At 61.2% G+C, this 24,964-nt stretch carries 21 protein-coding genes; 11 read left to right on the top strand and 10 right to left on the bottom strand.

Features of this window, described 5'->3' with window-relative positions; all coding sequences use genetic code 11:
• Positions 1–22: 22 nt before the first annotated feature.
• Both C1949_RS15805 and C1949_RS15800 read left to right on the top strand, forming a co-directional pair.
• Positions 23–247, top strand: coding sequence for a helix-turn-helix transcriptional regulator (locus C1949_RS15805; RefSeq protein ID WP_104739436.1), 225 nt, complete (start codon positions 23–25; stop codon positions 245–247).
• Positions 248–289: 42 nt separating this feature from the next.
• Positions 290–1,108, top strand: coding sequence for a hypothetical protein (locus tag C1949_RS15800; RefSeq protein WP_104739435.1), 819 nt, complete (start codon positions 290–292; stop codon positions 1,106–1,108).
• Positions 1,109–1,165: 57 nt separating this feature from the next.
• Here C1949_RS15800 and C1949_RS15795 read toward each other — a convergent pair whose 3' ends face one another.
• The 8 genes from C1949_RS15795 to C1949_RS15760 form a co-directional block, all read right to left on the bottom strand.
• A complete protein-coding gene (locus C1949_RS15795; RefSeq protein WP_104739434.1) occupies positions 1,166–2,077 on the bottom strand; it encodes a restriction endonuclease in 912 nt (303 codons plus the stop codon).
• Between the two features lie 26 nt (positions 2,078–2,103).
• Positions 2,104–5,298 (bottom strand): type I restriction endonuclease subunit R, encoded by a 3,195-nt coding sequence (locus C1949_RS15790; RefSeq protein ID WP_104739433.1) that lies wholly within the window; start codon positions 5,296–5,298, stop codon positions 2,104–2,106.
• Positions 5,299–5,333: 35 nt separating this feature from the next.
• The gene (locus C1949_RS15785) at positions 5,334–6,995 is read right to left on the bottom strand and encodes a DUF262 domain-containing protein (protein WP_104739432.1); all 1,662 of its coding nucleotides are present in this window, start codon (positions 6,993–6,995) and stop codon (positions 5,334–5,336) included.
• A 23-nt stretch (positions 6,996–7,018) separates the two neighbouring features.
• The gene (locus C1949_RS15780) at positions 7,019–8,470 is read right to left on the bottom strand and encodes a restriction endonuclease subunit S domain-containing protein (RefSeq protein WP_211287184.1); all 1,452 of its coding nucleotides are present in this window, start codon (positions 8,468–8,470) and stop codon (positions 7,019–7,021) included.
• Positions 8,467–10,449 carry a type I restriction-modification system subunit M gene (locus tag C1949_RS15775; RefSeq protein WP_104739431.1) on the bottom strand — a complete coding sequence of 661 codons (1,983 nt, stop codon included), beginning with the start codon at positions 10,447–10,449 and terminating at the stop codon, positions 8,467–8,469. The genes C1949_RS15780 and C1949_RS15775 overlap by 4 nt, the downstream gene beginning before the upstream one ends.
• Before the next feature lie 311 nt (positions 10,450–10,760).
• Entirely contained in the window at positions 10,761–12,545 is a 1,785-nt protein-coding gene (locus C1949_RS15770) for an ATP-binding response regulator (RefSeq protein WP_170063096.1), read from the bottom strand.
• Positions 12,546–12,688: 143 nt separating this feature from the next.
• Complete coding sequence (locus C1949_RS15765) at positions 12,689–13,315, bottom strand: response regulator (RefSeq protein WP_211287182.1); 627 nt, start codon at positions 13,313–13,315, stop codon at positions 12,689–12,691.
• A gap of 8 nt (positions 13,316–13,323) precedes the next feature.
• Positions 13,324–13,818, bottom strand: a complete 495-nt coding sequence (locus C1949_RS15760; protein ID WP_104739429.1) for a hypothetical protein — start codon at positions 13,816–13,818, stop codon at positions 13,324–13,326.
• Between the two features lie 284 nt (positions 13,819–14,102).
• Between C1949_RS15760 and C1949_RS15755 the strand changes: the two genes are divergently transcribed.
• The 6 genes from C1949_RS15755 (at position 14,103) to C1949_RS15730 (ending at position 20,828) form a co-directional block, all read left to right on the top strand.
• Positions 14,103–15,092 (top strand): NAD-dependent epimerase, encoded by a 990-nt coding sequence (locus C1949_RS15755; protein WP_104739428.1) that lies wholly within the window; start codon positions 14,103–14,105, stop codon positions 15,090–15,092.
• A 4-nt stretch (positions 15,093–15,096) separates the two neighbouring features.
• Positions 15,097–15,831 carry a TVP38/TMEM64 family protein gene (locus tag C1949_RS15750; protein ID WP_104739427.1) on the top strand — a complete coding sequence of 245 codons (735 nt, stop codon included), beginning with the start codon at positions 15,097–15,099 and terminating at the stop codon, positions 15,829–15,831.
• Positions 15,832–15,858: 27 nt separating this feature from the next.
• The gene (locus C1949_RS15745) at positions 15,859–16,599 is read left to right on the top strand and encodes a glycosyltransferase family 2 protein (protein WP_104739439.1); all 741 of its coding nucleotides are present in this window, start codon (positions 15,859–15,861) and stop codon (positions 16,597–16,599) included.
• Position 16,600: 1 nt separating this feature from the next.
• Positions 16,601–18,148, top strand: coding sequence for an ArnT family glycosyltransferase (locus tag C1949_RS15740; protein ID WP_104739426.1), 1,548 nt, complete (start codon positions 16,601–16,603; stop codon positions 18,146–18,148).
• 245 nt (positions 18,149–18,393) lie between these two features.
• Positions 18,394–18,882, top strand: coding sequence for a DUF3015 domain-containing protein (locus C1949_RS15735; protein ID WP_104739425.1), 489 nt, complete (start codon positions 18,394–18,396; stop codon positions 18,880–18,882).
• 89 nt (positions 18,883–18,971) lie between these two features.
• Entirely contained in the window at positions 18,972–20,828 is a 1,857-nt protein-coding gene (locus C1949_RS15730) for an Lnb N-terminal periplasmic domain-containing protein (protein ID WP_104739424.1), read from the top strand.
• A 26-nt stretch (positions 20,829–20,854) separates the two neighbouring features.
• Here C1949_RS15730 and C1949_RS15725 read toward each other — a convergent pair whose 3' ends face one another.
• Positions 20,855–21,289, bottom strand: a complete 435-nt coding sequence (locus C1949_RS15725; protein ID WP_104739423.1) for a nuclear transport factor 2 family protein — start codon at positions 21,287–21,289, stop codon at positions 20,855–20,857.
• Positions 21,290–21,481: 192 nt separating this feature from the next.
• On the opposite strand from C1949_RS15725, the gene C1949_RS15720 reads away from it, so the two are divergent.
• The gene (locus C1949_RS15720; RefSeq protein WP_104739422.1) at positions 21,482–22,111 is read left to right on the top strand and encodes a TetR/AcrR family transcriptional regulator; all 630 of its coding nucleotides are present in this window, start codon (positions 21,482–21,484) and stop codon (positions 22,109–22,111) included.
• Between the two features lie 175 nt (positions 22,112–22,286).
• Complete coding sequence (locus C1949_RS15715; RefSeq protein ID WP_104739421.1) at positions 22,287–23,429, top strand: HPP family protein; 1,143 nt, start codon at positions 22,287–22,289, stop codon at positions 23,427–23,429.
• Position 23,430: 1 nt separating this feature from the next.
• Here C1949_RS15715 and C1949_RS15710 read toward each other — a convergent pair whose 3' ends face one another.
• Positions 23,431–24,294 carry a LysR family transcriptional regulator gene (locus C1949_RS15710; protein ID WP_104739420.1) on the bottom strand — a complete coding sequence of 288 codons (864 nt, stop codon included), beginning with the start codon at positions 24,292–24,294 and terminating at the stop codon, positions 23,431–23,433.
• A 183-nt stretch (positions 24,295–24,477) separates the two neighbouring features.
• Here C1949_RS15710 and C1949_RS15705 point away from each other — a divergent pair, with 183 nt between their 5' ends.
• Positions 24,478–24,930 carry a hypothetical protein gene (locus tag C1949_RS15705; RefSeq protein ID WP_104739419.1) on the top strand — a complete coding sequence of 151 codons (453 nt, stop codon included), beginning with the start codon at positions 24,478–24,480 and terminating at the stop codon, positions 24,928–24,930.
• Positions 24,931–24,964 lie beyond the last annotated feature (34 nt).

Here is a 24,964-nt window from a genome sequence, read left to right as displayed (position 1 = left end):
TACCCAATACGGAGGCGCTCAGATGCACCCAGTTCACTCAAAGATCGACCAAGCTCTTATCCCCCAGACCGAAGTGCGCAAGGTCATCGGCCAAACCCGCTCAGGACTCGACAAGCTGCGCAAGAAAGACCCGACCTTCCCGAAGCCGATCAAGTTCGGCGCCAGCCGCCAAGCTGCCGTTTACTACGTTATCGCCGAGCTGAATGCTTGGCTGGCAGCCAAGATCAAAGAGCGGGACGCAGAGTAACCCCAAGCCGATAACCCACTGAACAACAGCACGGGGCCGCGCATGGCTACTACTGTCGAGAAACTACTTCGCCGGGGCGATGAGGTGAGCATCGAGCACGGAAGGCTCGTCATTCGCCCCGCCAGTGGCAAAGCCGTTCCGCCGGACTGGTACAAGGAGAATGCGCCAATCATCATTGAGGAAGTTCTCGCCACCCTGGGCATCGAGGCTTACCGATACCGCCGGTACAAAACCGGTCACTTCGGTAACGGTAAGGCCAAGCTGCCGGGCGTGCACTTGTATTTTTGCGACGCGCTCTCAGGCTCCAGTGCGTACAGCATCTTCAACGTTTACCTTACTCGCGTGCGTTCAACCAAATTAGGTAAAGCAGGAGCAGCCCTACCCGACGGGCGCTTCCGCGTAGGAGAGCACAGCCACTTTTATCGCTTCTGGAGGAAGACCGACCTCGCAGTCCCGAAAAGCCTTACAGCATTCCACGACTGCATGAGCAAACTGCGCCATATCTTGTTTGTTGCCGACAAGGCACCGAACCGAAACCAGCGCCTTGAGTCGGGCTCTATCCGTCCGTTATCTCTTTCAGTGGAGCAACTGCGCTCCGCGTTTTCCCCAGATAATTTCCAGATAACTGCCGGACAATTTCCAGATAATTCCCAGATAAGAAATCCAGATAAGGATTCCCCGCAAAGCCATGTAGATCGGGGCTTTCAGCGAAATTCAACTACGTGTCGGAATCACTACGAAAACAAGGTAATCAGTAACAACGAAGACACGAGAATGATCATGCACCCCACCACAAGCCACGATCCTCGAATGCAGTCCATCGACGAGTGGCTTGCCAACTACGAAGGTGAGACTGCCTAAGCTACATCCGGCAGCCCGCACACCCGGTCAAGCCAGCCGCAAGCGGGACCTGCTCACTTACGCTTCCAAGAAGTAATCACTATCGAGTTGCTTCACCTCGTACACCTGCTTGACGCTCACCCCCAGGTTGTTCTCCACCATCAACCGGGCCAGCTCTTCGCCATCGATCAGCACCACTTTGATGTCCAGCCCCAAGGCCGCCTCGCGTGCGCCTGCGGAGAAGTCCGAGGTGGTGATGAACACACCTTTGCGCGCCCGCTGCCGGGTTAATGCACCGATGAACTTGTCGATCTCCGGGCGGTGCACCGTGTTACTCCAGCGCTTGGCCTGCAGGTAGATCACGTCCAGACCGAGCTTGTCTTCATTGATGATGCCGTCAATACCATCGTCATTGGTGGCCTGCGTTGCTTTGCCCGCTTCCTTGCGCGACCCGCCGTACCCCATGGCCAGCATCAGATCGACAACCAACTGCTCGAAGAAGCCCGGCGTCGCTGCACGCACCTGCGCCAGCAGCTCATCAACGAGCGACTGCTGCAGCGCTTGATGCGCCTCTGCCAGTTGCTCATCCGGCGTCGTCTCGATCAAGTCCAGCTCTGTCGCGACGGTCGCATCACTGCCCTGCGGCTTGGAGGTATGAAAGTCAGCGAACTCAGGAAACTGCTTCAACCACCGCACCGTGATGCGTTGCGGGCCGCTGACCAACGCCTCTTGCCCTCGGGCAGTGATCTGCACCATCCCCTTGGCTGGGATACACAAAAGGCCGGCCTTGTTCAGGTAGGTGCGCGCCCAGCCCACACGGTTATTGATCACCGTTTGATTGCCTGAGGGCAATCGTTCTTTGCGCTCGTCCTCGGTCAGCTGAAACTGATCCGCTACGCGCTCGCGCAACTCATTCAACGCCAGCGGTACGCCATCCTGCACAGTCGCCAGCACCGGACGCATCACACTTTGAAAATCCGGAATCGCCATCGTTACTCCCTAACTTGGTTGGCCTTTCAGATGCGGTATTCGTCGCCCTGATCCCGCCTCGCCTGCTGCGTCAGCATCTTCAGAATCACCATCGCAAACGCCCGGCTCTTGGTTTCGTTATCCAGCACCTCCAGCGAAAGCTTCTCGTGATCAGTCATGGCATCCAGCACTGTATCCAACACCCGCTTGGGGAAAAGGCCGTGCATCACCTGCTCGACCGAGTGGTTGTTGACCTGGGCCATTACGTCTTCCTGACGGCTGATGCGATTGGCGATGCCGGTGAGAAACTGCAACTGGTCTTCTTCACTCACCTCGGCGCCAAAGATATCGTTCAGCGCTTCGATGATTTCCGACAGCCGCTTCTTCTCCGGGTCATGGGGCTTACCGCTGCCCAGGCCGGTGGCCGGGTCGAGACTGTATTCGCCGCGCTCTTCACTCATGCGCAATTGGTGCTCGGCGCGCTTGGTCAGGCGGTAGTGGGTCAGTTGCAGTTCGCCCACGTCCACGTCTTCCTGATCCAGTCGGTCTATGCGCAGCAGCGGGTGCAGGTGCTTGGCATAGACGCACAGCTGCTCCAGCTCACGATCCTCATAGGGAATAATCTGCGAGAGAAACTCATACAACCGCACAAAGCTCTGCAGGTTCTTCTTGAACAGGTCGAGCTGATCTACCTGCTCGCCCGCCTCCTTGCGCGCCGCCTCGGCTTTTTTCAGGCCTGCGCTGTCGCCGTTCTTCTCGGCGGTACGCTTGAAGTCCAGCGCGTGCTGACGGGATTCCAGGGCCAGCTTGTAGCGCTTGGCAAAGCGTTCCTTGGCCGGCGCGCAGTAGTAGCTGAGTTTGCTGGCCGCAGCCTTCGGGTCGAAGAAGGCCATGGCGAACGCCTCGACCTCCTGCCAGTAATAGATCCCTTCTGCATCCAGTTTCTTCTGCAGGTCATAGATGAGCTGCGGGTCGGTCACGTCGGTCAGCTCGGCCTTGGTGTAGTACGGCAGGAAGGCGTCGAGAATGTCCTGAGCGTCGTTGAAGAAGTCGAGGATGAAGGTCGGTTTGCTGTCGCCAAAGGTACGATTCAGCCGCGACAGGGTTTGCACGCAGTCCACGCCCTGCAGTTTCTTGTCCACGTACATGGCGCACAGTTTGGGCTGATCGAAGCCGGTCTGATACTTGTTGGCGGCGATCATCACGTTGAAGTCCTGGGTGTCGAAGGCTTCAGCCAGATCACGCCCGTTCAGGCCGGGATTGAGCAGGCTGCTGCTTTCCGTCACCTCTTCGGGGATCACTCCGTCAGGCAACACGCTGCCGGAGAAGGCCACCAGCGGGTGCACATCGGTGTAGCCCATCTGCTGCACATAGGCCTGCATCGCCAACTGGTAGCGCACCGCCTCCTGCCGGCTGCTAGTGACCACCATGGCCTTGGCCTGGCCGCCCAGCAGGTGGCGGATATTGGCGCGGAAGTGCTCGACGATCACCTCGACCTTCTGGCTGATGTTGTAGGGGTGCAGACGTACCCAGCGCGCCAGCTTCATGCGCGCCTTTTTCGAGTCCACTTCCTCGTCGTCACCGTCCGGGTGAGCAATCTTCCAGGCGGTGCTGTAGGTGGTGTAGTTCTGCAGCACATCAAGGATGAAACCTTCCTCAATGGCCTGACGCATGGAGTACAGGTGAAAGGCCTCCGGCTTGTTGTCGGCGCTTGCCGGCAATGCCGGGTTGGCCGGGCGACCGAACAGCTCCAGGGTCTTGGCCTTGGGCGTGGCGGTGAAGGCGTAATAACTGATGCGCTCGTTCGGTGCGCGGGCGGCCACGGCGGCGTCCAGCAGCTCTTCGGCGCTGATCTCTGCGCCCTCGTCTTTATCCAGCGCATCGCTGCCGAGAATCTGCTTGAGCTTGCTGGCCGATGAGCCGGTCTGTGAGGAATGCGCCTCGTCGGCGATCACCGCATAGCGGCCGCTGGCCAGCTTGGGGTATTTATCCAGTGCATCGAACAACGCCGGGAAGGTCTGGATGGTGACAATGATGATGCGCGTCTGCCCAGCCAGCGCCTCGGCCAGTTGCTCGGATTTGCTCTGGCTGCCGATATCGCGGGTGATGCACTTGACCACGCCCTGGGCGTGCTCGAACTGGTAGATGGTATCCTGCAGCTGCTTGTCCAGCACGGTGCGGTCGGTAATCACGATCACCGAGTTGAACAGCCGCTGGCCTTCTGCGTCGTAGAGCGAGGCCAGTTGATGCGCAGTCCAGGCAATCGAGTTGGACTTGCCGGAACCAGCGCTGTGCTGGATCAGGTAACGCTTACCCGGCCCCTCATTGCGGGTGGTCTCGATCAGCGTGTTGACCACTTCCCACTGGTGGTAGCGCGGGAAGATCAGGGTTTCCTTGGTGACGCGACTGCCGTCGACCTCTTCCTTCACGCTCTTCTGCAGGTGCAGGAAACGGCCCAGCACCTTGAGCCAGGCATCCGGCTGGAACAGGCGCTGCCACAGGTAGCCGGTGGCGTAGTGGCTGTCATCCGGCGCAGGCGGGTTGCCGGCGCCGCCGTCGAGGCTGCCGAGGTTGAACGGCAGGAAGAAGGTGTCCTTGCCGGCCAGCTGGGTGGTCATCGCCACTTCGTCCTGGCTCACGGCAAAGTGCACCAGCGCGCCGCGCTTAAAGGTCAGCAGCGGCTCGGGCTTGCGCGTCAGCGGGTCTTTTACCGGGCGGTCATAGCGGTACTGGCGCTTGGCGTTTTCCACGCTCTGCTTGAACTCGCTTTTCAGCTCCAGCGTGGCGACGGGGATGCCGTTGACGAATAGCACCAGATCCAGACGCGGGTTGTACTCGCCCTCGCGATAGTGAGGCGAATACGACACCTCCGGCACCACGCGCAGGCGGTTGCACTGGTAGCGCTTGAGGGTATCTGGGTTCATACCGTGGTCGGGCTTGAAGCTGCACGTCTCTATCTTCACCCCCGGCAGCTTGAAGCCATGGCGCAGCACATCCAGGCTGCCGTCCTGCTCCAGTTCGCGCACCAGTTTCTGTACCAGCACCGCTTCCGGGTTGTTCGGGTTAGCCTTGGCGAACTTGTCCCAACGCTCTGGCCAGGCCTCTTTGAAGTAGTCGAGAAAGTCCTCGGTATAGAGCGCCGTGCGCCGGTCATAGCCGCTGGCCGGGCCGGTGAGCCAACCCTGGGCGACCATGGCGGTGATGATGTCCTGCTGAAACTGATATTCCTTGCTGTCTGCCATGCTGCTACTCACCTTCCGTTAGTCAACGCCGCACCTTAGATGCGCCAGATGCCTTCCGCGATTTGCGCCAGTTGCGCCTGTCGCGCCTCGATTTGCGGCAGGCCCCAATCCTCATAGGCGGCTAGCGCCTGGGCCAACGCAATCTTGGACTGCCGATAGAGCGCCAGCTTCTCGGCAAACGGCTGATTGGAGGCGGTGATATTCAGCTTACCGCCCAGCAGTGTCAGATTGCCCCAGCGATTGACGAACAGCTCATGCTGATCGGCATCCTCGCCCAAGGCCTCTCGCCAAGCGAGCGACAGGGTCTGCGGCATGATGTGTTCGATATGCACCTGCTGGGTGCTCAGCAGGGTCTTTTCTTCAGGCGAAAGATGATTCTCGATGCCGCGGAAGATGTAGTTGACGATGTACTGCCGCCCCATCGACTGCTGACGGAAGGCCAGCACAAACTCCTCACTACTCGGCGATGCCGCTTCGAGAATCTTGCGCGCCTCCTCCAGCCCCGCTACGCCCTTGGTTGCCAGCACCTTGGCTGCCTGATGATAGAAGCGCTCCAGCTCCTTGGAGTCCTTGCTACAAATGGTGCTGTAGCGGAAGGTCAGCACTTCACACAGACGCGCGAAATCGCGCAGAGCGTCATTGTCCAGCGCTGATGAGGCCGCCAGCAGCGCGGAATAGCACATGGTGGCACGCAAGGTATTGAGGTTTTGGTAGACCTCACGCACGGCCTTGTCCGCCACCAGCTCGGGTTTGATGAACTGGCCGTAGAAGCGCGCCATCAGCTTGAGGTCCTTGACCAGAGGCTTCACGCCCCGGCTGCCTACCTCCTTCTTGAATAAGGCAAACACATCATCTTTCTGTACCTGAGCATGCTGCGTCAGCAAGTAGTGACGCAGGAAGCGGGTAATGTCGCCGCCTTCCAGACTGTCAATGATCATGTCCCAGTCGGCGGCCAGGGCCTCGACCGACTCGCTGGACTTGGCAGCCGCCGCGAGCAGGTGGTTCTTCAGCAGGTCGCCGGCCGACAGCGCCAGGCCGCGATCATTCAGAGTCTCGAAGATGATGAAGGCATTGGCAATGTCCGGCACATCGATGACCACGAACTCCAGCCCGGTCATGATCTTGCGCTCGATCTGCTCCAGCGCCTGCAAGGGGTTGTCGCTAGCCGCCAGCCAGGGGACGAGATAGCCTTTCAGACGTTCGACATTTTCGATCATGCGCAGGTTGCGGTTCAGCTCATGGCTGGCGAGCTGCCGTACAGTCGCCCAGTCGCGCCGTGAGTCATCGTCCGGGGCGCACAGGATGAAATCGGTAAACACCCGCGCATTGGCATTGCCGGGACGGAACTTGAAGCGCAAGTCCGGCTCGGCATAGGCGTTCTGCAAAAACTGCTGAATGCGCCCGACCAGATCGGGCTTGCGCAGTTGATACTCATCGCGGATCAGCGCCAGCAACAGAATGATGGTGGTCAGGCGCTGCTGACCGTCGATGACCTCGGGACGGGCCTGATCGGGCGAACACAGCACCACCGAACCCATGAAATGATTGCTGCCCAGCGTTTCGACAATGTCGTGCCACAGCTCATCCACCTGCTCCGCCTCCCAGGCATAGGGGCGCTGATAGGCCGGGATGGTCAGCTGGCGATTGGGCACGCCCAGCAGCTTGTTCAGGTTGGTTTTATCGACATTGATGATCATGCGACGTCCTTGTGGCCTGGTGCTCAGGCGGTCATCTGTGTGGTGTGTTCGGGGGCTTTAGCGCTCGCCGGAGGCTGCCAGCCGCGTACGTCGATTTTGCCGGTGACGGCGGCGGATATTAGGACTGAGCGGCGCTCATTTAACAAACTGACGCCAGATAGGGCCTCATCAATTAGCGCATCAATCCTCTGCGTTTCTTTATTGAGAAACGTTGCAATATTCCTTTGTTCTTCCGCTGGCGGTCTCGCTAGCTTCAACCCTCCCAGAGACTCTCTGTTAATTTTTGGCATTGCCACACGATCAGACTCCAGCAAAGCAAATGCGGAAAAAGGCTCAGACAAAATAAACCAAAAAAGATATTGGTTCTCCAGACCGGAGTGCCCCCTCATGGGGTACATGTCCGCACTACAAAGACATGCCTTGGACGCAACACAAACCTTCCGCAGAGCTGGTCGGATTTTGCTGTAAACAACATCACCCTCTTGGCACAGGTATTTTCCGCTATCAGCACCTTGCTCTTCGGCAGTTTCAAGATAGAGCAGCCGCCCTGTAGCTGACTCGACGTGGTTCGGCGCGATCAACAACATGTCCGAGTACGGTTGAAGCTTTGGATTTACTTGACCTTCAGCGATATAAACCAAGAGGTTGAAGTTCAAAACATCCCAATGCGACGGCACCTCGCCCAGCCACTCCACGCCGGAGTCTTTCATCGGCACCATAGGGGCGAGGCCTTTGGTGACGGCGTGGGAGATGACGGCCTGGCGCTTTTCCTTGAGCAGTTCGATCAGGCGCTGCTGCTCTTCAATCAGCGCGTCGATGCGGGCGGTTTCATGGTCAAGGAAGCGGGCTATTTGGGTTTGTTCATGCTTTGGCGGCTCAGCGAAAAGTAAGCCACGGAAATCATCCTGGCCAAGATTCTGCATGCTTGCGCTGGTTCCGGAACAGGCCATCTTTACCTGCTCCCGGTATTCCCGAGACTTGGTGAAGTAGAAAAGAAACTCTGGAGAATGATTTACTAGGAAATAAACTTGCCAGAGTCGGTCTGGTAGGAAAATTCCATTGGGAGCTTCGGTAACCAGGCCCGTGGCTCCCACCAGGTCGGGAGTGTTCATCCGACTAACAATGAGCGTGTCTTTACGAAGCGGACAGCTGACTCTGCTCAGGTCTTCATGATCCACCGTCTTGTTTTCGGCCCAGTCGAATTTTCCTGTGTAAACGCAACTGGTTTTCAGAACACCCAAGGAACCAGGCTCTGCTGGAAAATCCGCCGCATTGACACTGGTGCCAGACTCGATTCGTTCAATAGCCCGTTTGAGTGGATGCACAGCCCAATGCTCCGGCACCTCACCCAGCCACTCAACCCCGGAATTCTTGTACACCGAATACTTCGGAAACCTACTCGGGCTTTCCCTGCCCTCGCCCTGCGGGCCAACGGCTGCGCCATTGTGCAAATTTGCTCCCGACAAATTTGTCATGCCGACAGCCCCTCGATCATCTGCTTGATGCGGTCGGTACAGGCTTTCAGGTCGCGGTCGATCTCTTCCAGAGGGCGTGGCGGCTGGAACACATAGAAGTGGCGGTTGAAGGGAATCTCAAACCCCACCACGCCCACTTCGCCGTCCTGCGCATCGGTCTTGCTCTCGTCGATCCAGGCATCCGGCACATGGGGGTTCACTTCGCGCTCGAAGTAGTCATACACCGACTCACCCAACGGCACGTTCTCGTTATCGCGCAGGGCGGCGTCTGGCTCAGGTTTGCCCTTGGTGATGCAGATATCCGCTTCGGGGTCGCGTTCGCTCAAGGCATTGAGGATGGCCTTCAGCTCGGGCGTGCTGGGCGATACGGCGTGGGCAGCGAGAGACTTCTTCAGCAACTTGCTGAACTGCTCGCGGTTGCGGTGCAGAACGCTGGCGTCCATGGCTTGCAGGGCGGCGACCAGTTGCTGCTGTGCCGCCGCGTCCATTTTCTGAATGGCCTTTTCTTCCAGCACCTTTTCAATACGCTCAGCGTTAACCTGAAAGTTCAGACGTAGCGGGCGTTCGACAGTGATGCGCCGGTAGCCAAAGCCTTCGACCGGGAAGATCTTGCTCTGCGGGGTTTGCTCAAAGCGGCCATACAGGCGCACCAGATCACTGATCTGCTCGTAGGTAATGTACTGGCGCTTGCTGCCAAGGGATTTGCGCATTTTGGCAAAGTGCTGGCTGCCGTCGATCAACTGCACCTTGCCCTGGCGCTTGGCGGCCTTGTGGTTGCTCAGCACCCACACATAGGTGGCGATGCCGGTGTTGTAGAACATATCGGTGGGCAGGGCGATGATGGCCTCGACCAGATCGTTCTGCAGCAGGTAGCGGCGAATCTCCGACTCGCCCGAACCGGCGCCGCCGGTAAACAGTGGCGAGCCGTTGAGGATGATGCCGATGCGCGAGCCGCCTTCACGCGGGTCACGCATCTTGCTGACCAGGTGCAGCAGGAACAGCAGCGAGCCATCAGAGACACGCGGCAGGCCGGGGCCGAAGCGGCCGTTGAAGCCTTTTTCGCTGTGCTCGTCGGTGATCTGCTTCTGTACCTTCTTCCATTCCACGCCAAACGGCGGGTTGCTGAGCATAAAGTCAAAGCGGTGCTCGGGGCCGGCCAGTTGATCGTTGGACAGGGTATTGCCCAGTTTGATGCTGGTCACGTCCTGGCCCTTGATCAGCATGTCTGCCTTGCAGATGGCGTAGGACTCAGGGTTGAGCTCCTGGCCGTGCAGCGACACGGTGACCTGCTGGCTGATGGACTGGATGTACTCGTCGCCCTCGGACAGGAAGCCCCCAGTGCCGGCAGTCGGGTCATAGATAGTGACGATGCTGTTGGGCTTGAGTTTGTCGTCTTGTCCGGTGATTACCAGCGAGGTGGTCAGGTGCACGATATCGCGCGGGGTGAAGTGCTCCCCGGCGGTTTCATTGGAGCTTTCGGCGAACTTGCGGATCAGCTCTTCAAAGATGATGCCCATGCCGAAGTTGCTGATGCGCTCGGGGCTCAGGTCAGTCGCGGCAAAGCGCTGCACCACTTGGTAAAGCAAATTGGCGTTGTCGAGCTGCTGAACAAAGTCTTCGAAGTGAAAGTGCTCAAAGATCTCGCGGGCGTCCTTGCTGAAGGACTGCACATAGCTCATCAGGTCAGCAGCGGTCTGGGTGTCAGACAGCGTGCCCAAGGTCAGCTTGGAGGCATTGAAGAACTGTTGGCCAGAAGCACGCAGCAGGAACCGCTCACGCACCAGATCCGGCCGGCCTTCCTGCGCATGGGACTCACTGATCACCGCCTCTTTGGTCGGCTCCAGCACACACTCCATCCGCCGCAGCAGCGTAAACGGCAGAATGATGCGACCGTATTGGGACTGCTTGAAGTCACCGCGCAGCAGGTCGGCAATCGACCAGAGAAAGGCGGCGGTCTGGGAATGGTTTTCCGTGTTCACGCAACTGCTCCTTGGGATACGCGCAAAATCGCAGTGTAACTTAAATGGTCGCGGGCAAAGCCGGTGGGTAGGCAACACGCCGCGCGGCAGCGGATGGCCGTGCTGAGCAGAATCCCATCTCTAGATCAGTTCTGCTCATTATCGGTTACAGCGCGGGGCATGCTGCCAAGCTGGGTAAGCCAGGCGCATCGTTGATGAAGTATCTCCAGCTTACGGCAGAGACGTTAACTCTAATCGACGCAGTGCTTGCGCATAAACTCACAGCGGCGCAGCGGCAGGCGTCTGCCCCGAACTGGCCGCCCAGCCGCACCTCAACCGGCAGCTGATTGCGCGCTCAGCATCTGGCTGATCGCATCGTGCAGGCGTGCGGTGTCTAGCGGTTTGTGCAGCAACAGGGCGCCTGTGCTTTGCGCCTCGCGCAGGCGATCGGGGGCGGTATCGCCGGTGATGATAAAGGTGGGCGGCAGGGTGCCGAGGCGCTCACCCAGGGCGGTCATGACATCAGCGCCGGTCTGACCGTCACGCAGCCGGTAATCGACAATCAGCAGATCAGGCAAGGCGCTGCACACCCGCAGGGCGCTGGCGGCGGAATCGGCAACCAGACAGCGGCAGCCCCAGGAGGACAGCAGCTCACTCATTGCCACCCGGACCGCTTCGTCATCATCGACCACCAGCACCGAGACACCGTCGAAATTGGCCCGCTGTCGGACCGGCGCGCTGGTGTCGCTGACGACGCCGCCCAGCTCTACCGGGACAATCAGACGAAATACCGAGCCTTTGCCCAGCACCGATGCCAGCTCCAGCTCGACGCCCAGGGTATTGCATAGCCCCTGAACAATCGCCAACCCCAGACCGAGCCCTTTGCGCCGGTCACGCTCGGGGTTGCCCAGTTGAAAAAACTCCTGAAAGACTGCTTGGCGGTTTTCTGCGGCGATGCCAATGCCGGTATCCCAGACTTCGATATGGGCCATGGCACCGCGCCTGCGACACGCCACCAGCACACCGCCCCGTTCGGTATAACGCAACGCGTTGCTGATCAGGTTACGCAGGATCAGTTCGACCAGCGAGGGGTCGGTATCGACAGCCAGTACGGTATCCCGACAGCGATAGACCAGCCCTTGTGCATCGGCCTGCGGGCCAAACTCGCGTTCCAGTTTGCTGAACAACGTCTGCAGCCGGAAGCCACAGGGCGCCGGTTCGATCACGCCGGCTTCCAGCCGGGAGTAATCCAGCAAGGTATTTAGCATGTGCCGGGCCGACGCCGACACTGCGGCAGCGTTGTCGAGCATTTCCTGCTGACGGCCATTGATGCCGCTACGCCCCAACGCCTCCAGAAACAGCCCAAGCGCATGCAGCGGCTGACGCAAGTCATGACTGGCTGCGGCAAGAAAGCTGGACTTGGCGCGGTTTGCAGCGACCGCTTCAGCACGGGCCAGCTCGCGTTGTTCGGACTCCGTACGCAACTGTTCCACCAATTCCAGGTTGGTGAACTGCAACTGCAGACTGTGGCGGGCGGCCTGTTGCGCGCCGCTGGCGAACATAGTCATGCAGAGCAGGTAGATAAAACACAGACCGCCCAGACCAAGCATCAGCGGATCAGAGCTGAACAGGCTGACAATCATCAGCGGCGCTACCGCCGGGTAAATGTAGGCGCAGTAGAGCGGCATGCTGGAGGCATTAATGGCGAAGGTGCCCGCTCCGTGGGTAATGATCACCACCATGATCAGCAACAACGGAATCGGGGAGTCGGCATCCAGAATCAGCAGAGGCAACACGCCCCAGACGATACCGGTACTGGCAAACACGCCGACCAGCAGCCAGAAACGTCGGGGCGCGGTCATCGGTCGATGCACAACATTGCGCAGCAGCGCGTAGGTCGCACCGTTAAGTAACCAGCTGCAGGCCAGCCAGTAAAACCCGGTACGGTCATCAAACAGCCAGTAGAGGGTCAACGCACAGAACAGGCCCAGCATGCTGGCACCGACAATGCCCACGCCCAGCAGGTGCTGGGTAATGAGCTTGGCCTGTTCATTGAAGAGGCGCGCTTCAGGCAAACGCCAGGGGGCAAGCACTTGCCCAGCCAATCCGTCGGACACCGCCACGCCCCTCCCCGAAGTCACGATGACACGCGGCATCACCAAGGCGGCGGCACGCAGTTGTCCGAAATATAGAGCATCATCGTGCCATCACCAACCAGAAACAGGGCCGCCTGCAATAACGCGTGAGCTGCGCGGTGCGCTCAACGAATAATGCCCCGGACACGCGCGACTACCGCCGCTTCCGTACGACTGCTGACGCCCAGAGCAGCCAATATCGCGGAGACATGGACGCGCACCGTGTTCTCTGCCATGCCCAGTTCGCGGGCAATGGCCTTGTTCGAGCGCCCTTCGGCGAGCAAGCAGAGCACCTCGACCTGCCGCGCGGTCAATGCCGGGACGGCAGCGGTCACCTCGGCGTTGCCCGGATCACTCCAGCTTTGCTCCCCACTGAGCAGCACGTCGATCGCAGCGGAGATCTGGTCGGCGTCGGCAGCCTTGCTGAGAAAGCCATCAGCCCCCTTTTCCCGTGCCTGCGTGCGCCAGCCGAAGTCATCGTTACCGGACAGAACCAACACCGAGGCTACCGGGAATTGCCGTCGCAGCAGGGCGATCCCCTCCAGGCCATTCAGGCCCGGCATGCACACATCCAGAATGATCAACGCCACATCGGGGCGCTCGATACGTCTGGCCTCAGCAACCGAACCGGCTTCCAGCAGCTCGCCCAGCTGCGGATGCTGCGCCAGCAACATGACCAGTCCAGCCCTGAACAGGGCGTGGTCATCAATCAGCAACGCGCACTGCTGCGCGGCACTCGCTCCCGTCGTCACTACCTGTGTCACTCCTGTGAAAACCTGAATCCCGAATGCACTTCAAACCGTGGTTGATACTGAGGTTGGCAGCCGAAACCACCCGCAATCGAACTGGCCGCCTCGAAGCGTACCAGACCACCTGCGACTTCAAGATAACCATCGCCAAAGCGCAGGCTTGCAGAGCGCGTCCAGGTAGCGGCGCCCGGACGCAGGCCGGTAATCAGAATACGCTCATCCTCCAGACGCCAGCGGCCGGCACTGACCACTTCGTCTCCGACCTGGTGGCAGCCAGACAGGCTAGGCACGTAGCTACGATAGAACTGGGTCCAGTAGCCATCACGGTGAAATTTCATGTCGGCATAGACGAACCCCTGCTGGCCGTACACGGATACCTCTCGACCCACGTGCCAGTAGCTCGCGGTCAGTTGCTCTTCAATTGAGCCGGCATGCGCAGCGCCGAGGTATACCATCGCAATACAAGCCGCCGCCAGCCGGGCGCAGCAAACGCCGCCCGCGCTCATACATCCCCCCCCCCGATCAGGTGCCAGCCGTGGCCCTCGAACGTCCTCAGGGCAAGGGTACGTGCTGGCTCCCGGCGCTACCTATAACTCAGATGGACTAGCCCGCTCGGCAGGCCCTGCGCGTCAGGGCAGGACCATCAAACCGTCACATCGGCTCGCTAGGCTGCAGGATCATCTTGCCAAGGGCGGTACATGAAGGCTCTCAGCTTTGTCACCAGCGCGCTCGACACCCCATTGTGGTGCCTTGCCGTGCGTCTCTCAGTCGCTGCCAGCTGCCGGTCCGCATGCAGATTCTGGTAACCGGGGCAGCCGGGTTTATCGGCTTTCACACCGCGCTGCGGCTGTGTCAGGCGGGGTATGAGGTGGTCGGTATCGACAACCTCAACAGCTACTACAGCGTCGCACTGAAGCAGGCGCGCCTCAGCGAGCTGGCCAAACAAAAGAACTTTCGCTTCCGCCTGCTGGATATCAGCGACCGCCCGGCCCTCGCCGCCCTGTTTGCCGAGTGCCACTTCGAGCGGGTCATTCACCTGGCTGCGCAAGCCGGGGTACGCTACTCGCTGGAGAACCCTCATGCCTATGCCGATGCCAACCTGAGCGGCTTCGTCAATTTGCTTGAGGCCTGCCGCCAGCACCAGACCCGCCACCTGATCTACGCCTCCAGCAGTTCGGTTTACGGCATGAACGCCAAGGTGCCGTTCTCTACCGACGATCCCGTAGAGCATCCGGTATCGCTGTATGCGGCGACCAAGCGTTCGAACGAACTGATGGCGCAGACCTACTCGCACCTCTACCAGCTGTCCACCACCGGCCTGCGCTTTTTCACCGTCTACGGCCCTTGGGGACGGCCGGACATGGCGCCGTTCAAGTTCACCAAGGCGATCCTCGAGGACCAGCCGATCGATATCTACAACAACGGCGACATGTCCCGGGACTTCACCTACATCGACGACATTGTCGAGGCAGTCCTGCGTATTCAGGACTGCCCGCCCTGCGCCGAGCCCCCCGCTACACCCCGACCGATTCCCCCGGCGCGGCTGTTCAACGTTGGCCGTGGCGCACCGGTTCGGCTGCTGGATTTTGTGCACTGCATCGAGCAGGCGACCGGCATTGCGGCGCGCAAGCGCATGTTGCCAATGCAACCCGGCGATGTGCCGCAGACCTGGGCTGATGTCAGCGCGCTGACGCTGCAGACCGGTTTTACCCCGACCATCGAGCTGGAAGACGGGGTCAGTCGCTTCGTGCACTGGTACCGCGCCTTCTACCGGACCTGACCCAATGCGTTCATCTGGCCGTCCCGATACCAGCCCTGCTCGCGCCCTGACGCGCCTGCGGGTCATCGCTAAAGGGCTGCTGTTCATCCTCAGCCTGACGTTGATCGGCTATCTGTTCGATCAGAGTGATCTGGGCAGCGCCATCAACGAAGGCTGGATCGACAGTCACGTGCGTGGCCAGGGCCAGACCGGGGTAGTGCTTTTTCTGCTGATGGGCGGGCTGTTTACCGCCGTCGGACTGCCGCGCCAGATCATCGCCTTCCTGGCCGGCTATGCCTTCGGCCTGTTACCCGGCACATTGCTCGGTGCACTGGCGACGCTGATCGGTTGCGCGTTGTCGTTCGGCTACGCCCGCCTAGTCGGCCGCCAGTTGCTGCAGGGCAGGCTAGGGCCCCACGCCGTCCGGCTTGACCGTTTCATCCATGCCAACCCGTTTGGCATGACGCTGCTGATTCGCCTGCTACCGGTTGGCAGCAACATCCTGACCAACCTGGCCGCTGGCATCTCCAGCGCACGCGCCACGCCGTTTCTGGTCGCCAGCCTGCTCGGTTACCTGCCGCAAAGCCTGGTCTTTGCCCTGGTTGGCAGCGGGATAACGGTGGCCCCCGCCCTGCGTATGGCACTGGCCGTGCTGCTGTTTCTGCTGTCCGGCGCCCTCGGCGCCTGGCTGTATCACCGCTATCGGCACGGTTTAAGCCTGGACGCGCGCATTGACGCCGCCCTTGGTGAGAAACCCTGAGCCATGTCCCAACCCGAGGCCCGCAACATGACCCAAACACCTGCTCTGTCGGTGCTGATTCCGGCCAAGAACGAAGCGGAGAATCTGCCGACGCTGCTGGCGGAGATTCGCCAGGCATTGGCGGCCGAGTCGTTCGAGGTGATCGTCGTTGACGACGGCAGCACCGACCACACTGGCGAACTGCTGCAACAACTCAAGCGCGGCGGCTACCACCAGCTGCGCATTCTCCGTCATGCCCGCTCGCTCGGCCAAAGCACCTCGATTCATCACGCGGCAAAGGCAGCCCGCGCGCCCTGGCTGGCAACACTGGACGGCGACGGGCAAAACGATCCGGTAGACATTCCGGCCATGCTTGGGCTGGTCCGTGCGGCTGACGCGCCCGCTAGCTTGAAGCTGATTGCCGGCCACCGGGTCAACCGCCGAGACAGCCCCAGCAAGCGCTGGGCCTCGCGTTTTGCCAATCGCCTGCGCAGCAGCCTGCTTAGGGACCGGACACCCGACACCGGCTGCGGCCTGAAGCTGATCGAACGCGAGGCGTTTCTCAGCCTGCCCTATTTCGATCACATGCATCGGTTCATCCCGGCGCTGATTCAGCGCCACGGCGGCCAGATTCGCATTCAGCCGGTCAATCACCGGCCGCGCAGCGCCGGAGTATCCAACTACGGCAACCTGGACCGCGCGCTGGTCGGCATTCTCGACCTGATTGGCGTCTGGTGGCTGATCCGCCGCACCCGCCTGGACGCCGAACCGGTCGAGCTGGAGAGTTGAGATGATCACCAGCCTGTCCCGCCAGTTCAGCCTGCTGGCGGCCAATCCCGGACGCGCGCGCCTGTTCCTGGGGCTGCTGACCTTGCTGCTGATAGGCGCCGGGCTTGGGCTGCGCACCCCGTCCATCGTCGATGAGGAACGCTTTCTCGGTGTGGCGCTAGAGATGCTGCAGAACGGCGATTGGCTGATCCCCCATCGCGCTGGCGAAATCTATCCAGACAAACCGCCGCTGTTCATGTGGTCACTGGCCGGGCTGATCTCACTCGGCATCGCCCCGGCGATTGCCCTGTTTCTGCCCGCGCTGCTGGCGGCACTGGTCGCCACCCTGTGCATCCACGACCTCGGCTGTCGTCTGTGGAACCGTCGCGTCGGGCTGGTCGCCGCCCTGCTGTTTCTGGCAACCTACCAGACCTTCAGCATTCAGCGCGTCGGCCAGATCGACGGCTTTCTGCTGCTGTGGACCGCCATCGGCTTCTACGGCATGGTCCGCCACCTGCTGCTCGGTCCCGCGTGGCATTGGTACTACGTTGCCTGCGCTGCGATGGGGTTCGGCATTATCAGCAAGGGCGTCGGCTTCCTGCCCGCGCTACTGCTGATTCCATACGGCTACGCTCGCTACCGCAACTGGCCCGGCGTCAGCCGCATGCAGGGCCGGTCATGGCATTGGGTGCTCGGACTGCTGGTTGCGCTGGCCGCCGTCAGCACCTGGCTGGTCCCGGTGGTGATCAAGGTCCTGCTGCATGGCGACGACGCCAGCCGTGCCTACCTGCACGAGATCCTGTTCAAACAGACCGCCCAGCGCTACAGCGCGGCCTGGCATCACCGGGAACCCGTCTGGTACTTCTTCACCGCAGTAATCCCCAAGTACTGGCTGCCGCTGGTGCTAACCCTGCCGTGGATGCTGCCCGCCTGGCGCCGCCAGCTGCGCAAGCAGGACAGCCGCTATCTGCTGCTGCTCGGCTGGGTAGCACTGGTGCTGCTGTTCTTCAGCCTTAGCACCGGCAAACGCAAGCTCTACATTTACCCGGCATTGCCTGCGCTGGTGCTGGCCATCGCCCCACTGGTGCCATGGTTGCTGCGCCGCTGGTTCCGCCAGCGCCCACGGGCACGCGGCGTCCTGCTCTGGCTGACGCTGGCCTGGTTCGCCGCCTGGTTCGCCCGCGGCTTTATCGAGCCCCTGCACACAGGCGCCAATCACCGCGACCTGCTGATGCGCGACGTTGCCGCGCAGACCGGCGGCGCGCCACTGGTGCTCAACCGCTGGCGCGAAGGCCACTGGCTGTTCGCCCGCCAACCACTGGTGCACTTCGGTTTCGGCAACGGCGCCATCGAACCGGTGGTCGACTGGTTGCGCCAGCACCCCGATAGCTACGCGCTGGTGAGCCCGCAGGAACTGGCAGCCTGTTTCAACCCGCAGCAGGCCAGGCAGATCGAAGACGCCGACGAGCGAGTGTGGTATCTGGTGCAGGCCAACGCCGACAACGGACAATGTCACAGCGACGAGGCAGGATCGCCCTACCGGTTCCAGTGGGACCAGCCGCTGAACTGAGTCGGCACCTGAAGCAGAGCTCATTTTGGCTATCACAACACCGAGCTGGTGCCGTTACGGCTCAGCCCTCCCGGCACGACCTCCGGGCAGGCACACAAACGAACCTGAACCCCTCTGGCGCCGCGTTCACAGCGCCATTAAGCCAACCGGTCGTCATTAAACAGACGTTAATTCGCCACTAAATTGCAACACCCGCCCGGCGCTGCTAGATTCCCTTCATCACCCACAACACGGAAACCTGAGATATGAAACGGATTCTCATCGGTACGCTCTTCGCAGCCGCCTCTTTCAACGCATTTGCAGTTGCTCCGGGCGGCCCCGGTTGCGGCTGGGGCAACATGCTGTTCGAAGGGCAGAGCGGTCTGCCTTCCCATCTGGTAGCCACCATCACCAATGGCACCTCCGGTAACGCCACCTTCGGCATGACCTCTGGTACCAACGGCTGTGACACCAGTGGTCGTCTGACTTACAACGGCAAGCCGATGCTGGTTCTGGGCAGCATCATGAACGAGCTGTCCGAAGACGTCGCTCGCGGTGAAGGCGAAGCGCTGACCACCTACGCCGTCGTTCTGGGCATTCAGCCGGAAGATCGCGACCACTTCGCCGCCGTCACCCACGCCCACTTCAGCGAGATTTTCCCCAGCGCTGATGTCACTGCCGAGCAGGTTCACGCCGCCACCCTGAGCGTTATGCGCCAGGATGCTGTTCTGTCCAAGTACGCCGAACAAGCCTGATCGCGGCAACACCTAACAGAAGGCCGGAGCGCAAGCCCGGCCTTCTGTCTTTGTGCGTGCCGTGCTGACTCCCTCCGATGAGAGCCTCCATGCTCAGATGTCTGGTTCCACTGCTGCTCGGCAGCCTCTGCCTGCAGGCGCAGGCCAAACCACAGCTCACCCAAGAACAACGCGATGCCCTGGCCAGTGATCGCTTCTGGCTGACGCTGGGCCACTACCAGCCCGCTCGCTGGGGCGGCTGGCGTAGTTATGTAGACGACAACGCCTTTTTCCTCGCCAGCAACGGCGCTGAATCACCCGCAGCCGAGCTGAGTGCGACCCTCGACGGTCTGTATGCCAGCGCTGCACTGGGCAACGACCATGTGCAATGCCGCTATCCCTCACGTACCCGCTGGCTGCGTGAACAGCTGAACCTGAAAGACCTGCCGACACCGAACTGCAGCGAGTACAACGAGTGGTACGAGGACATCGCGCCGTACTCCACCGTGCTGGTGTTTCCAGACGCCTATCTGAACAGCCCGTCATCGATGTTCGGTCATACCCTGCTGCGTATCGACTCACCGGAAACCGCCGGTAGCGGCACCAGCCTGCTGACCTATGCACTCAACTTCGGGGCCATGGTCGAGAACATGGACAACGGCGTGCTCTACGCCTGGAAAGGGCTGGCCGGCGGCTACCCCGGACAATTCTCGCTGCTGCCCTACCGCGACAAGATCAGCGAATACAGCCGACTGGAAAACCGCGACCTGTGGGAGTACCAACTTGATCTGAGCCCGGAAGAGACCGCGCGCATGGTCGAGCACGTGTGGGAACTGCGTCAGGTCCGCTTCGACTACTACTTCTTTGACGAAAACTGCTCCTTCCGGCTGCTCGAGCTACTGGAAGTGGCCCGGCCGTCGCTGCGCCTGACCGACCAGTTCCCCCTGACCGCCATCCCCGCCGATACCGTGCGCGCAGTGCGTGAGGCCGGGCTGATCACCGACGTGAACTACCGCCCTTCACGCGAACGCGAGCTGCTGGCCCGCGCTGCGCCCCTGACCGCTGACGAAGCACAGTGGGTGACCGTGCTGGCCGGTGACAGCACCCAGCTGCAGAGCAGCACCTTTGCGGCATTGCCGCGCGAACGTCAGGCACTGATTCAGGAAGCCGCCTACCGGCTGGCGCGCTACGAGGCCAGCGGCAAGGCACGAGACTCGGCCGATGCCGCCAACAGCTACGCCCTGCTGCAGGCCATCAATCGCAACCCGCCACCGGCGCTGAACATCGAGACGCCGACCTATCCCGAGTTTGGGCACGAGTCCCGCACCTGGCAGCTGGCCGCAGGCAGCCGCGAGGACCGCGCCTTCGCCGAATACGGATTGCGTATGGCCTACCACGATCTGGCCGACAATCTGGCAGGCTTTCCGCTTGGCGCGCAGATCGAAATTGGCGACTTGAAACTGCGCCAGTACGAGGGCAATCACTGGCAGCTGGAACAGCTGGAGCTGGTCAACATCCGCTCGCTGACACCCCGCAGCGCACTGCTCAAGCCGTGGTCCTGGCAGGTTGCCACCGGCTGGGAGCGGATCGCGGGCGAGAACGGCAAACGCCGGCTGGCGCCGCACCTCAACGGCGGCGGCGGCTTTGCCTGGCAACCGTGGGACAGCGTGCTCGGCTACAGCCTGGCCACCCTGCGGCTGGAACATCATCGTGACTTCGATGCACCGCTGAATGCCGCTGCCGGTTTCAACCTGGGGCTACTGTGGCGCAATCCGCTGGGCAGCCTGCTGGCAGAAGGCCGCGGCGACTACTTTGACAACGGTGAAGTGCGCCGCAGCCTGGCTCTGGCCCAGCAATGGGAGCTGAGCCGCAATCTGGGGCTGCGTCTGCAGGCCTCACGCGAGTTCAGCCAGTTCAGCGCGCCGCAGACCGAATTCACCCTGCAGCTGCGCTGGTATCACTACTGACAGCGGGGCCACACGGCCCCGCCGACTCACGCCTTGACCTTGGCTGCCGCCAGATAGCTGGCCAGACGACTGCCCATCTCCTGCCCCAGCGCCTGCAAGCCGCTCAGCGGCCGCACCATCACTTCAAACTCGACGATCTTGCCGGCCTCGTTAAAGCGCACCATATCGATGCCCTTGAGCTGACGACCGTTCACCTCGGCGCTGAACTCCAGCACCACATTCAAGCCATCGGCCGTCGCCAGCTGGCGGTGATAGGTAAAGTTCTCGAACACCTGCAGCACCGTGCCGAGGATGGTCGCCACCACCTCGGCCCCCGGGTACGGAGAGTGCGCCATCGGCGAACGAAACACCGCACCGGCGTCCAGCAGGCTGGGCAGGTCGCTCAGATCCTTGCGCTCAACCATCCGGTGCCAATGCTCAAGGCTGGCCGCCGCTGCGGGGTGGAGTTGCAGTTCAGACATGGAATTCTCCTTTGGCGCTGGTACCACACCAGCAAACTTATCATTGTTAAGATTGAGCCAAAAAATAACCGGCAACCTGCTAGCGCAAGCACCGGTGAATGGGCACGTTACGACGCAATCTTAACAACGTCAAGATAACACCATGCTAGGATGCGCCCACAGCGTCATCACCGCAGCAGAGACATAGGCTCCATGGCAAAACCCGCAAAACGCTCCCGCGACGCCTACCACGTCGGCAATCTGGCCCCGCAACTGCTGGCTGCAGCCCGCACGCTGCTGGAGGAGGTCGGCCCGACCAAGTTGTCGCTACGTGCGGTATCAGAGCGAGTCGGGGTCAGCGCAACGGCGGCCTACCACCACTTCCAGAACCGCAACGAGCTGATAAGCCACCTTGCCGCGCAGGGCTTTGCAGAGCTGGCAGCGGCGCTGCAACGCGCTTACAGCAGCGGCTCAGGGCTCGACAAGGTGCGCGGCGGCAGCCTCGCCTACCTGCACTTTGCCCGCAGCAACCCGGCGTTGTACCAATTGATGTTTGGCCCGGAGTTCACCGACGAAACCCTGATTCCGGCACTCCAGCGCGAACGTCTGGCGGCCTTTGGCGAGCTCAAGCGCATGGTGGCCGAGACCCTCGGGCAAGCGCTGGATAGCTCTGACGTACGCAAGGCGTCTGTCGCCGCGTGGTCCTACATCCACGGACTGACCTCGCTGGTCATTCACGGCCTGCTACCGGGTGCTGCAGGCAACAGCGACGAGCACTTTGTCGATCGCACACTAGAAGGCTTTGCTGCGCTGGCAATCAGCTGCTCCCCGCCCATCAAATAAAAATTATCGAATTCAAACTCAATTATTATTGATTTGTCTTTAGGCAAGCCGCGCCGCACACTCATGCCCGCTTGCCTGCCAACGCCCAAAACCACACCGCTGCTCCCCGGCTGATCTGGTTGCGGCGCTGGGCAGGCGGCCTTTCATACTGCCCTGCTGCCTGTAGTCCACGACCATGAATGACCATACCCAACTCTCCCTGCCCGCCAGTCGGCAGGGCTCGCCGCTGCTCGGCGGCCAACTCGCGACCCGTCCGCGCGAATTGCTGCGCGCAACCGTTGGCGCAGCGCTGGGCCTTAGCCTTAGCGTCTGGCTCTGCCAGCAGGTATTCGGTACGCCGGTAGCGACGCTGCTAATCGGCCCGGTCGGCGCCTCAGCCATCCTGCTATTTGCCGTACCGTCCGGCGCCCTGGCCCAGCCATGGTCAATCCTCGGCGGCTACCTGACCTCGGCCGTGGTGGCCACCGCCGTCGCCCAACTGGGCGGGCACAGCCTGCCGATGGCCTCGCTCGCGGTCTGCCTGTCGCTGCTGGCGATGTTTATGCTGCGCTGCCTGCACCCACCCGGCGGCGCAGTGGCGCTATGCGTGGTGCTGGCAGGGCCGGCACTGCAGGCGCTGGGAGAAAGGGCCATTCTTCCAGTCATGCTCAACGCGATATCGCTGCTGACGCTGGCTGTGCTTTACAACAACCTTACCGGTGTTCGCTATCCCAAGCGTGCGGCGCCGAAGATCGACCTGCATCGCTCAGGCAACAGCCACACTACGCTGCGCAGCGGTATTACCGGCGATGACCTGGACACGGCGCTGGAGGGCTTCGGTGGCTTCGTCGACCTGACCCGAGAGGACCTCGGCCAACTGATTGAAAGAGCGGAAAGTGCCTCACTCCAGCGCCGGGCCGGTGCAATCAGGGCCGCTGATATCATGACCCGGGAGGTGCACTGGATCAGCCCGGAGGCAACCGTACGCGAGGGGCTGGATCTGCTTGGCGCCCAGCGCCTGAGGGTTCTGCCGGTCGTCGACAGCGAGCAGCGTCTGGTCGGCATAGTGACGCTGGTTGACCTCGCCAGCGTGCTGGATCGCGGCCGCTTTCGGCTGCTGCGCCGTCGACTCGGTGAACGCGCGCCTATCAGCGAAGTCATGACCGCGCAGGTCACGGCGGTCCCAGCTCAGGCACCGATCACCGACCTGGTGCCGCTCCTGTCCGAGCGCGGCCTGCACGCGCTGCCAGTGCTGGAAGGGGAAACGCTGGTTGGTCTGGTAACCCAAACCGACCTGATCAGTGCCTTGCACCGCCGCCTACTGAACCAGCGCGACTGAGTTAGAACACCGGATTCCAGCGCTGCGACCAGTCGTGGTCGCCGCGTGCGGCCTCGCGCAGCAGGCCCAGCGCTTGCTGCAACCCCGCTCGGTCACGCTCGCGCGAATACACCAGCCAGGTCGGAAAGCTGAACTCCGGCGCCTGCGGGACCCGCTCCAGCACGCCACTGTCGAGGTAGCTCTGCACCACCCGCGTACGGAAGTAGCCGCTGCCGCCACAGCTGAGCAGGTACTGCAGCGCCAGCGGACCGAGATTGAAGCTGAGTTCGGCACTGGCCCGCTCGGGTAGTGCACGGTCGTGCTGCTGGCGGAATGCGTCACCCCAATCGACGTAGATATAGGGCTCCGGGTTACTCGGCAAACAGACCTGAATCAGCTTTTCTTCCAGTAACTCTTCCACCTGCAAACCGGGCCAGTAGGTCGGCTGGAACACCAGCGCGGCGTCCAGCGCCCCTTGCTCCAGCTTGCGCTGCAGCTGGGTGCCGTCGCCCACCTCAGCGTACACCGCGTGGCTGTCCAGACGTTTGCGCAGCAGGCTGACCCAATGCAGCATCAGCGGGTTGCACAGGCTGGGCTCGCCGCCAACGTGCAGCACATTGTCGATGCCGCTGAGCAACGGCAGATCACGCTGGGCCGCCTCCCAGGCCTGCACCATGCGATTGGCATAGGCAATAAACAGCTCGCCGTCACGGGTCAACCGTGCCCCGCCTCGATTGCGTACAAACAACCTGCAATTGAGCTGGGATTCCAGACTTTGAATCCGCGCGGTAACCGCCGCCTGAGTGACATGCAACTGCTCGGAGGCCGCAACCAGACTGCCACTGCGAACGACTTCCAGAAAAGTGCGGGCCAGGCTGATATCCATCGGTCATCTCATTCAGGGGAGGGTATTGCGATAGTGCCGAATTGTCCGCTGTCGCGCGAGCCGCAGCCAATCAATGCGACCGACATTAAAATGCCGAAATCGAAAAATGATTTTTTTATCGTCAACTACTTGTCACTTCCTGCTATAACTAAGACACTGTGCACCGTAACCAAGGAGGAGTATATGAAACACTTACGGATCAAGCTTGGTGCTACTGCGCTGGCAGCAACCTTGAGCGCGCTGCCACTAACAGCCAGCGCCAGCGATGTTGGTTTCGGTGTTGGTATCAGCTATATCTTCGGCCAGGGACCAGCCGTCGGTATCAAGGCGTTTTCGGACGATGAAGCTGACCGGGCTGCGGCAGTGTTAGGTCTGGACTACGTCTTCGCCAACGGCGGGTTGCGGCCAAATGTCGGGGTCGCCTATCTCGGCAACGGCTACTATGGCGACGCTAATGTGGGCTACAACTTCGGTAACAGCCGCTTCGACTTCGGTGTCGGCGCCGGTTGGTCTGACGCCGATAACCAGTCAAGCAACCATGCCAGCGCCCCTGGCTCGCCGCAACTGCCACCTGAACCAGGTAATGGCAATGGCGAACCACCGCCACCGCCACCACAACCCCAAAATCCCGGTTAGCCGGCAACGCCCAGAGGCCGCTGTCGCGGCCTCT

The sequence above is a fragment of the Halopseudomonas oceani genome, assembly GCF_002903165.1.
Lineage (GTDB): Bacteria > Pseudomonadota > Gammaproteobacteria > Pseudomonadales > Pseudomonadaceae > Halopseudomonas > Halopseudomonas oceani.
Note: the sequence above shows the minus strand (reverse complement) of the source record. Positions and strands in the feature narration are given on the sequence as shown.

Bases quoted from the DNA above. Each gene is read 5' to 3' on its own strand.
- C1949_RS15805 (WP_104739436.1), top strand. From the start codon at position 23: ATGCACCCAGTTCACTCAAAGATCGACCAAGCTCTTATCCCCCAGACC.
- C1949_RS15800 (WP_104739435.1), top strand. From the start codon at position 290: ATGGCTACTACTGTCGAGAAACTACTTCGCCGGGGCGATGAGGTGAGC.
- C1949_RS15795 (WP_104739434.1), bottom strand. From the start codon at position 2,077: ATGGCGATTCCGGATTTTCAAAGTGTGATGCGTCCGGTGCTGGCGACT.
- C1949_RS15790 (WP_104739433.1), bottom strand. From the start codon at position 5,298: ATGGCAGACAGCAAGGAATATCAGTTTCAGCAGGACATCATCACCGCC.
- C1949_RS15785 (WP_104739432.1), bottom strand. From the start codon at position 6,995: ATGATCATCAATGTCGATAAAACCAACCTGAACAAGCTGCTGGGCGTG.
- C1949_RS15780 (WP_211287184.1), bottom strand. From the start codon at position 8,470: ATGACAAATTTGTCGGGAGCAAATTTGCACAATGGCGCAGCCGTTGGC.
- C1949_RS15760 (WP_104739429.1), bottom strand. From the start codon at position 13,818: ATGAGCGCGGGCGGCGTTTGCTGCGCCCGGCTGGCGGCGGCTTGTATT.
- C1949_RS15755 (WP_104739428.1), top strand. From the start codon at position 14,103: ATGCAGATTCTGGTAACCGGGGCAGCCGGGTTTATCGGCTTTCACACC.
- C1949_RS15750 (WP_104739427.1), top strand. From the start codon at position 15,097: ATGCGTTCATCTGGCCGTCCCGATACCAGCCCTGCTCGCGCCCTGACG.
- C1949_RS15745 (WP_104739439.1), top strand. From the start codon at position 15,859: ATGACCCAAACACCTGCTCTGTCGGTGCTGATTCCGGCCAAGAACGAA.
- C1949_RS15740 (WP_104739426.1), top strand. From the start codon at position 16,601: ATGATCACCAGCCTGTCCCGCCAGTTCAGCCTGCTGGCGGCCAATCCC.
- C1949_RS15735 (WP_104739425.1), top strand. From the start codon at position 18,394: ATGAAACGGATTCTCATCGGTACGCTCTTCGCAGCCGCCTCTTTCAAC.
- C1949_RS15730 (WP_104739424.1), top strand. From the start codon at position 18,972: ATGCTCAGATGTCTGGTTCCACTGCTGCTCGGCAGCCTCTGCCTGCAG.
- C1949_RS15725 (WP_104739423.1), bottom strand. From the start codon at position 21,289: ATGTCTGAACTGCAACTCCACCCCGCAGCGGCGGCCAGCCTTGAGCAT.
- C1949_RS15720 (WP_104739422.1), top strand. From the start codon at position 21,482: ATGGCAAAACCCGCAAAACGCTCCCGCGACGCCTACCACGTCGGCAAT.
- C1949_RS15715 (WP_104739421.1), top strand. From the start codon at position 22,287: ATGAATGACCATACCCAACTCTCCCTGCCCGCCAGTCGGCAGGGCTCG.
- C1949_RS15710 (WP_104739420.1), bottom strand. From the start codon at position 24,294: ATGGATATCAGCCTGGCCCGCACTTTTCTGGAAGTCGTTCGCAGTGGC.
- C1949_RS15705 (WP_104739419.1), top strand. From the start codon at position 24,478: ATGAAACACTTACGGATCAAGCTTGGTGCTACTGCGCTGGCAGCAACC.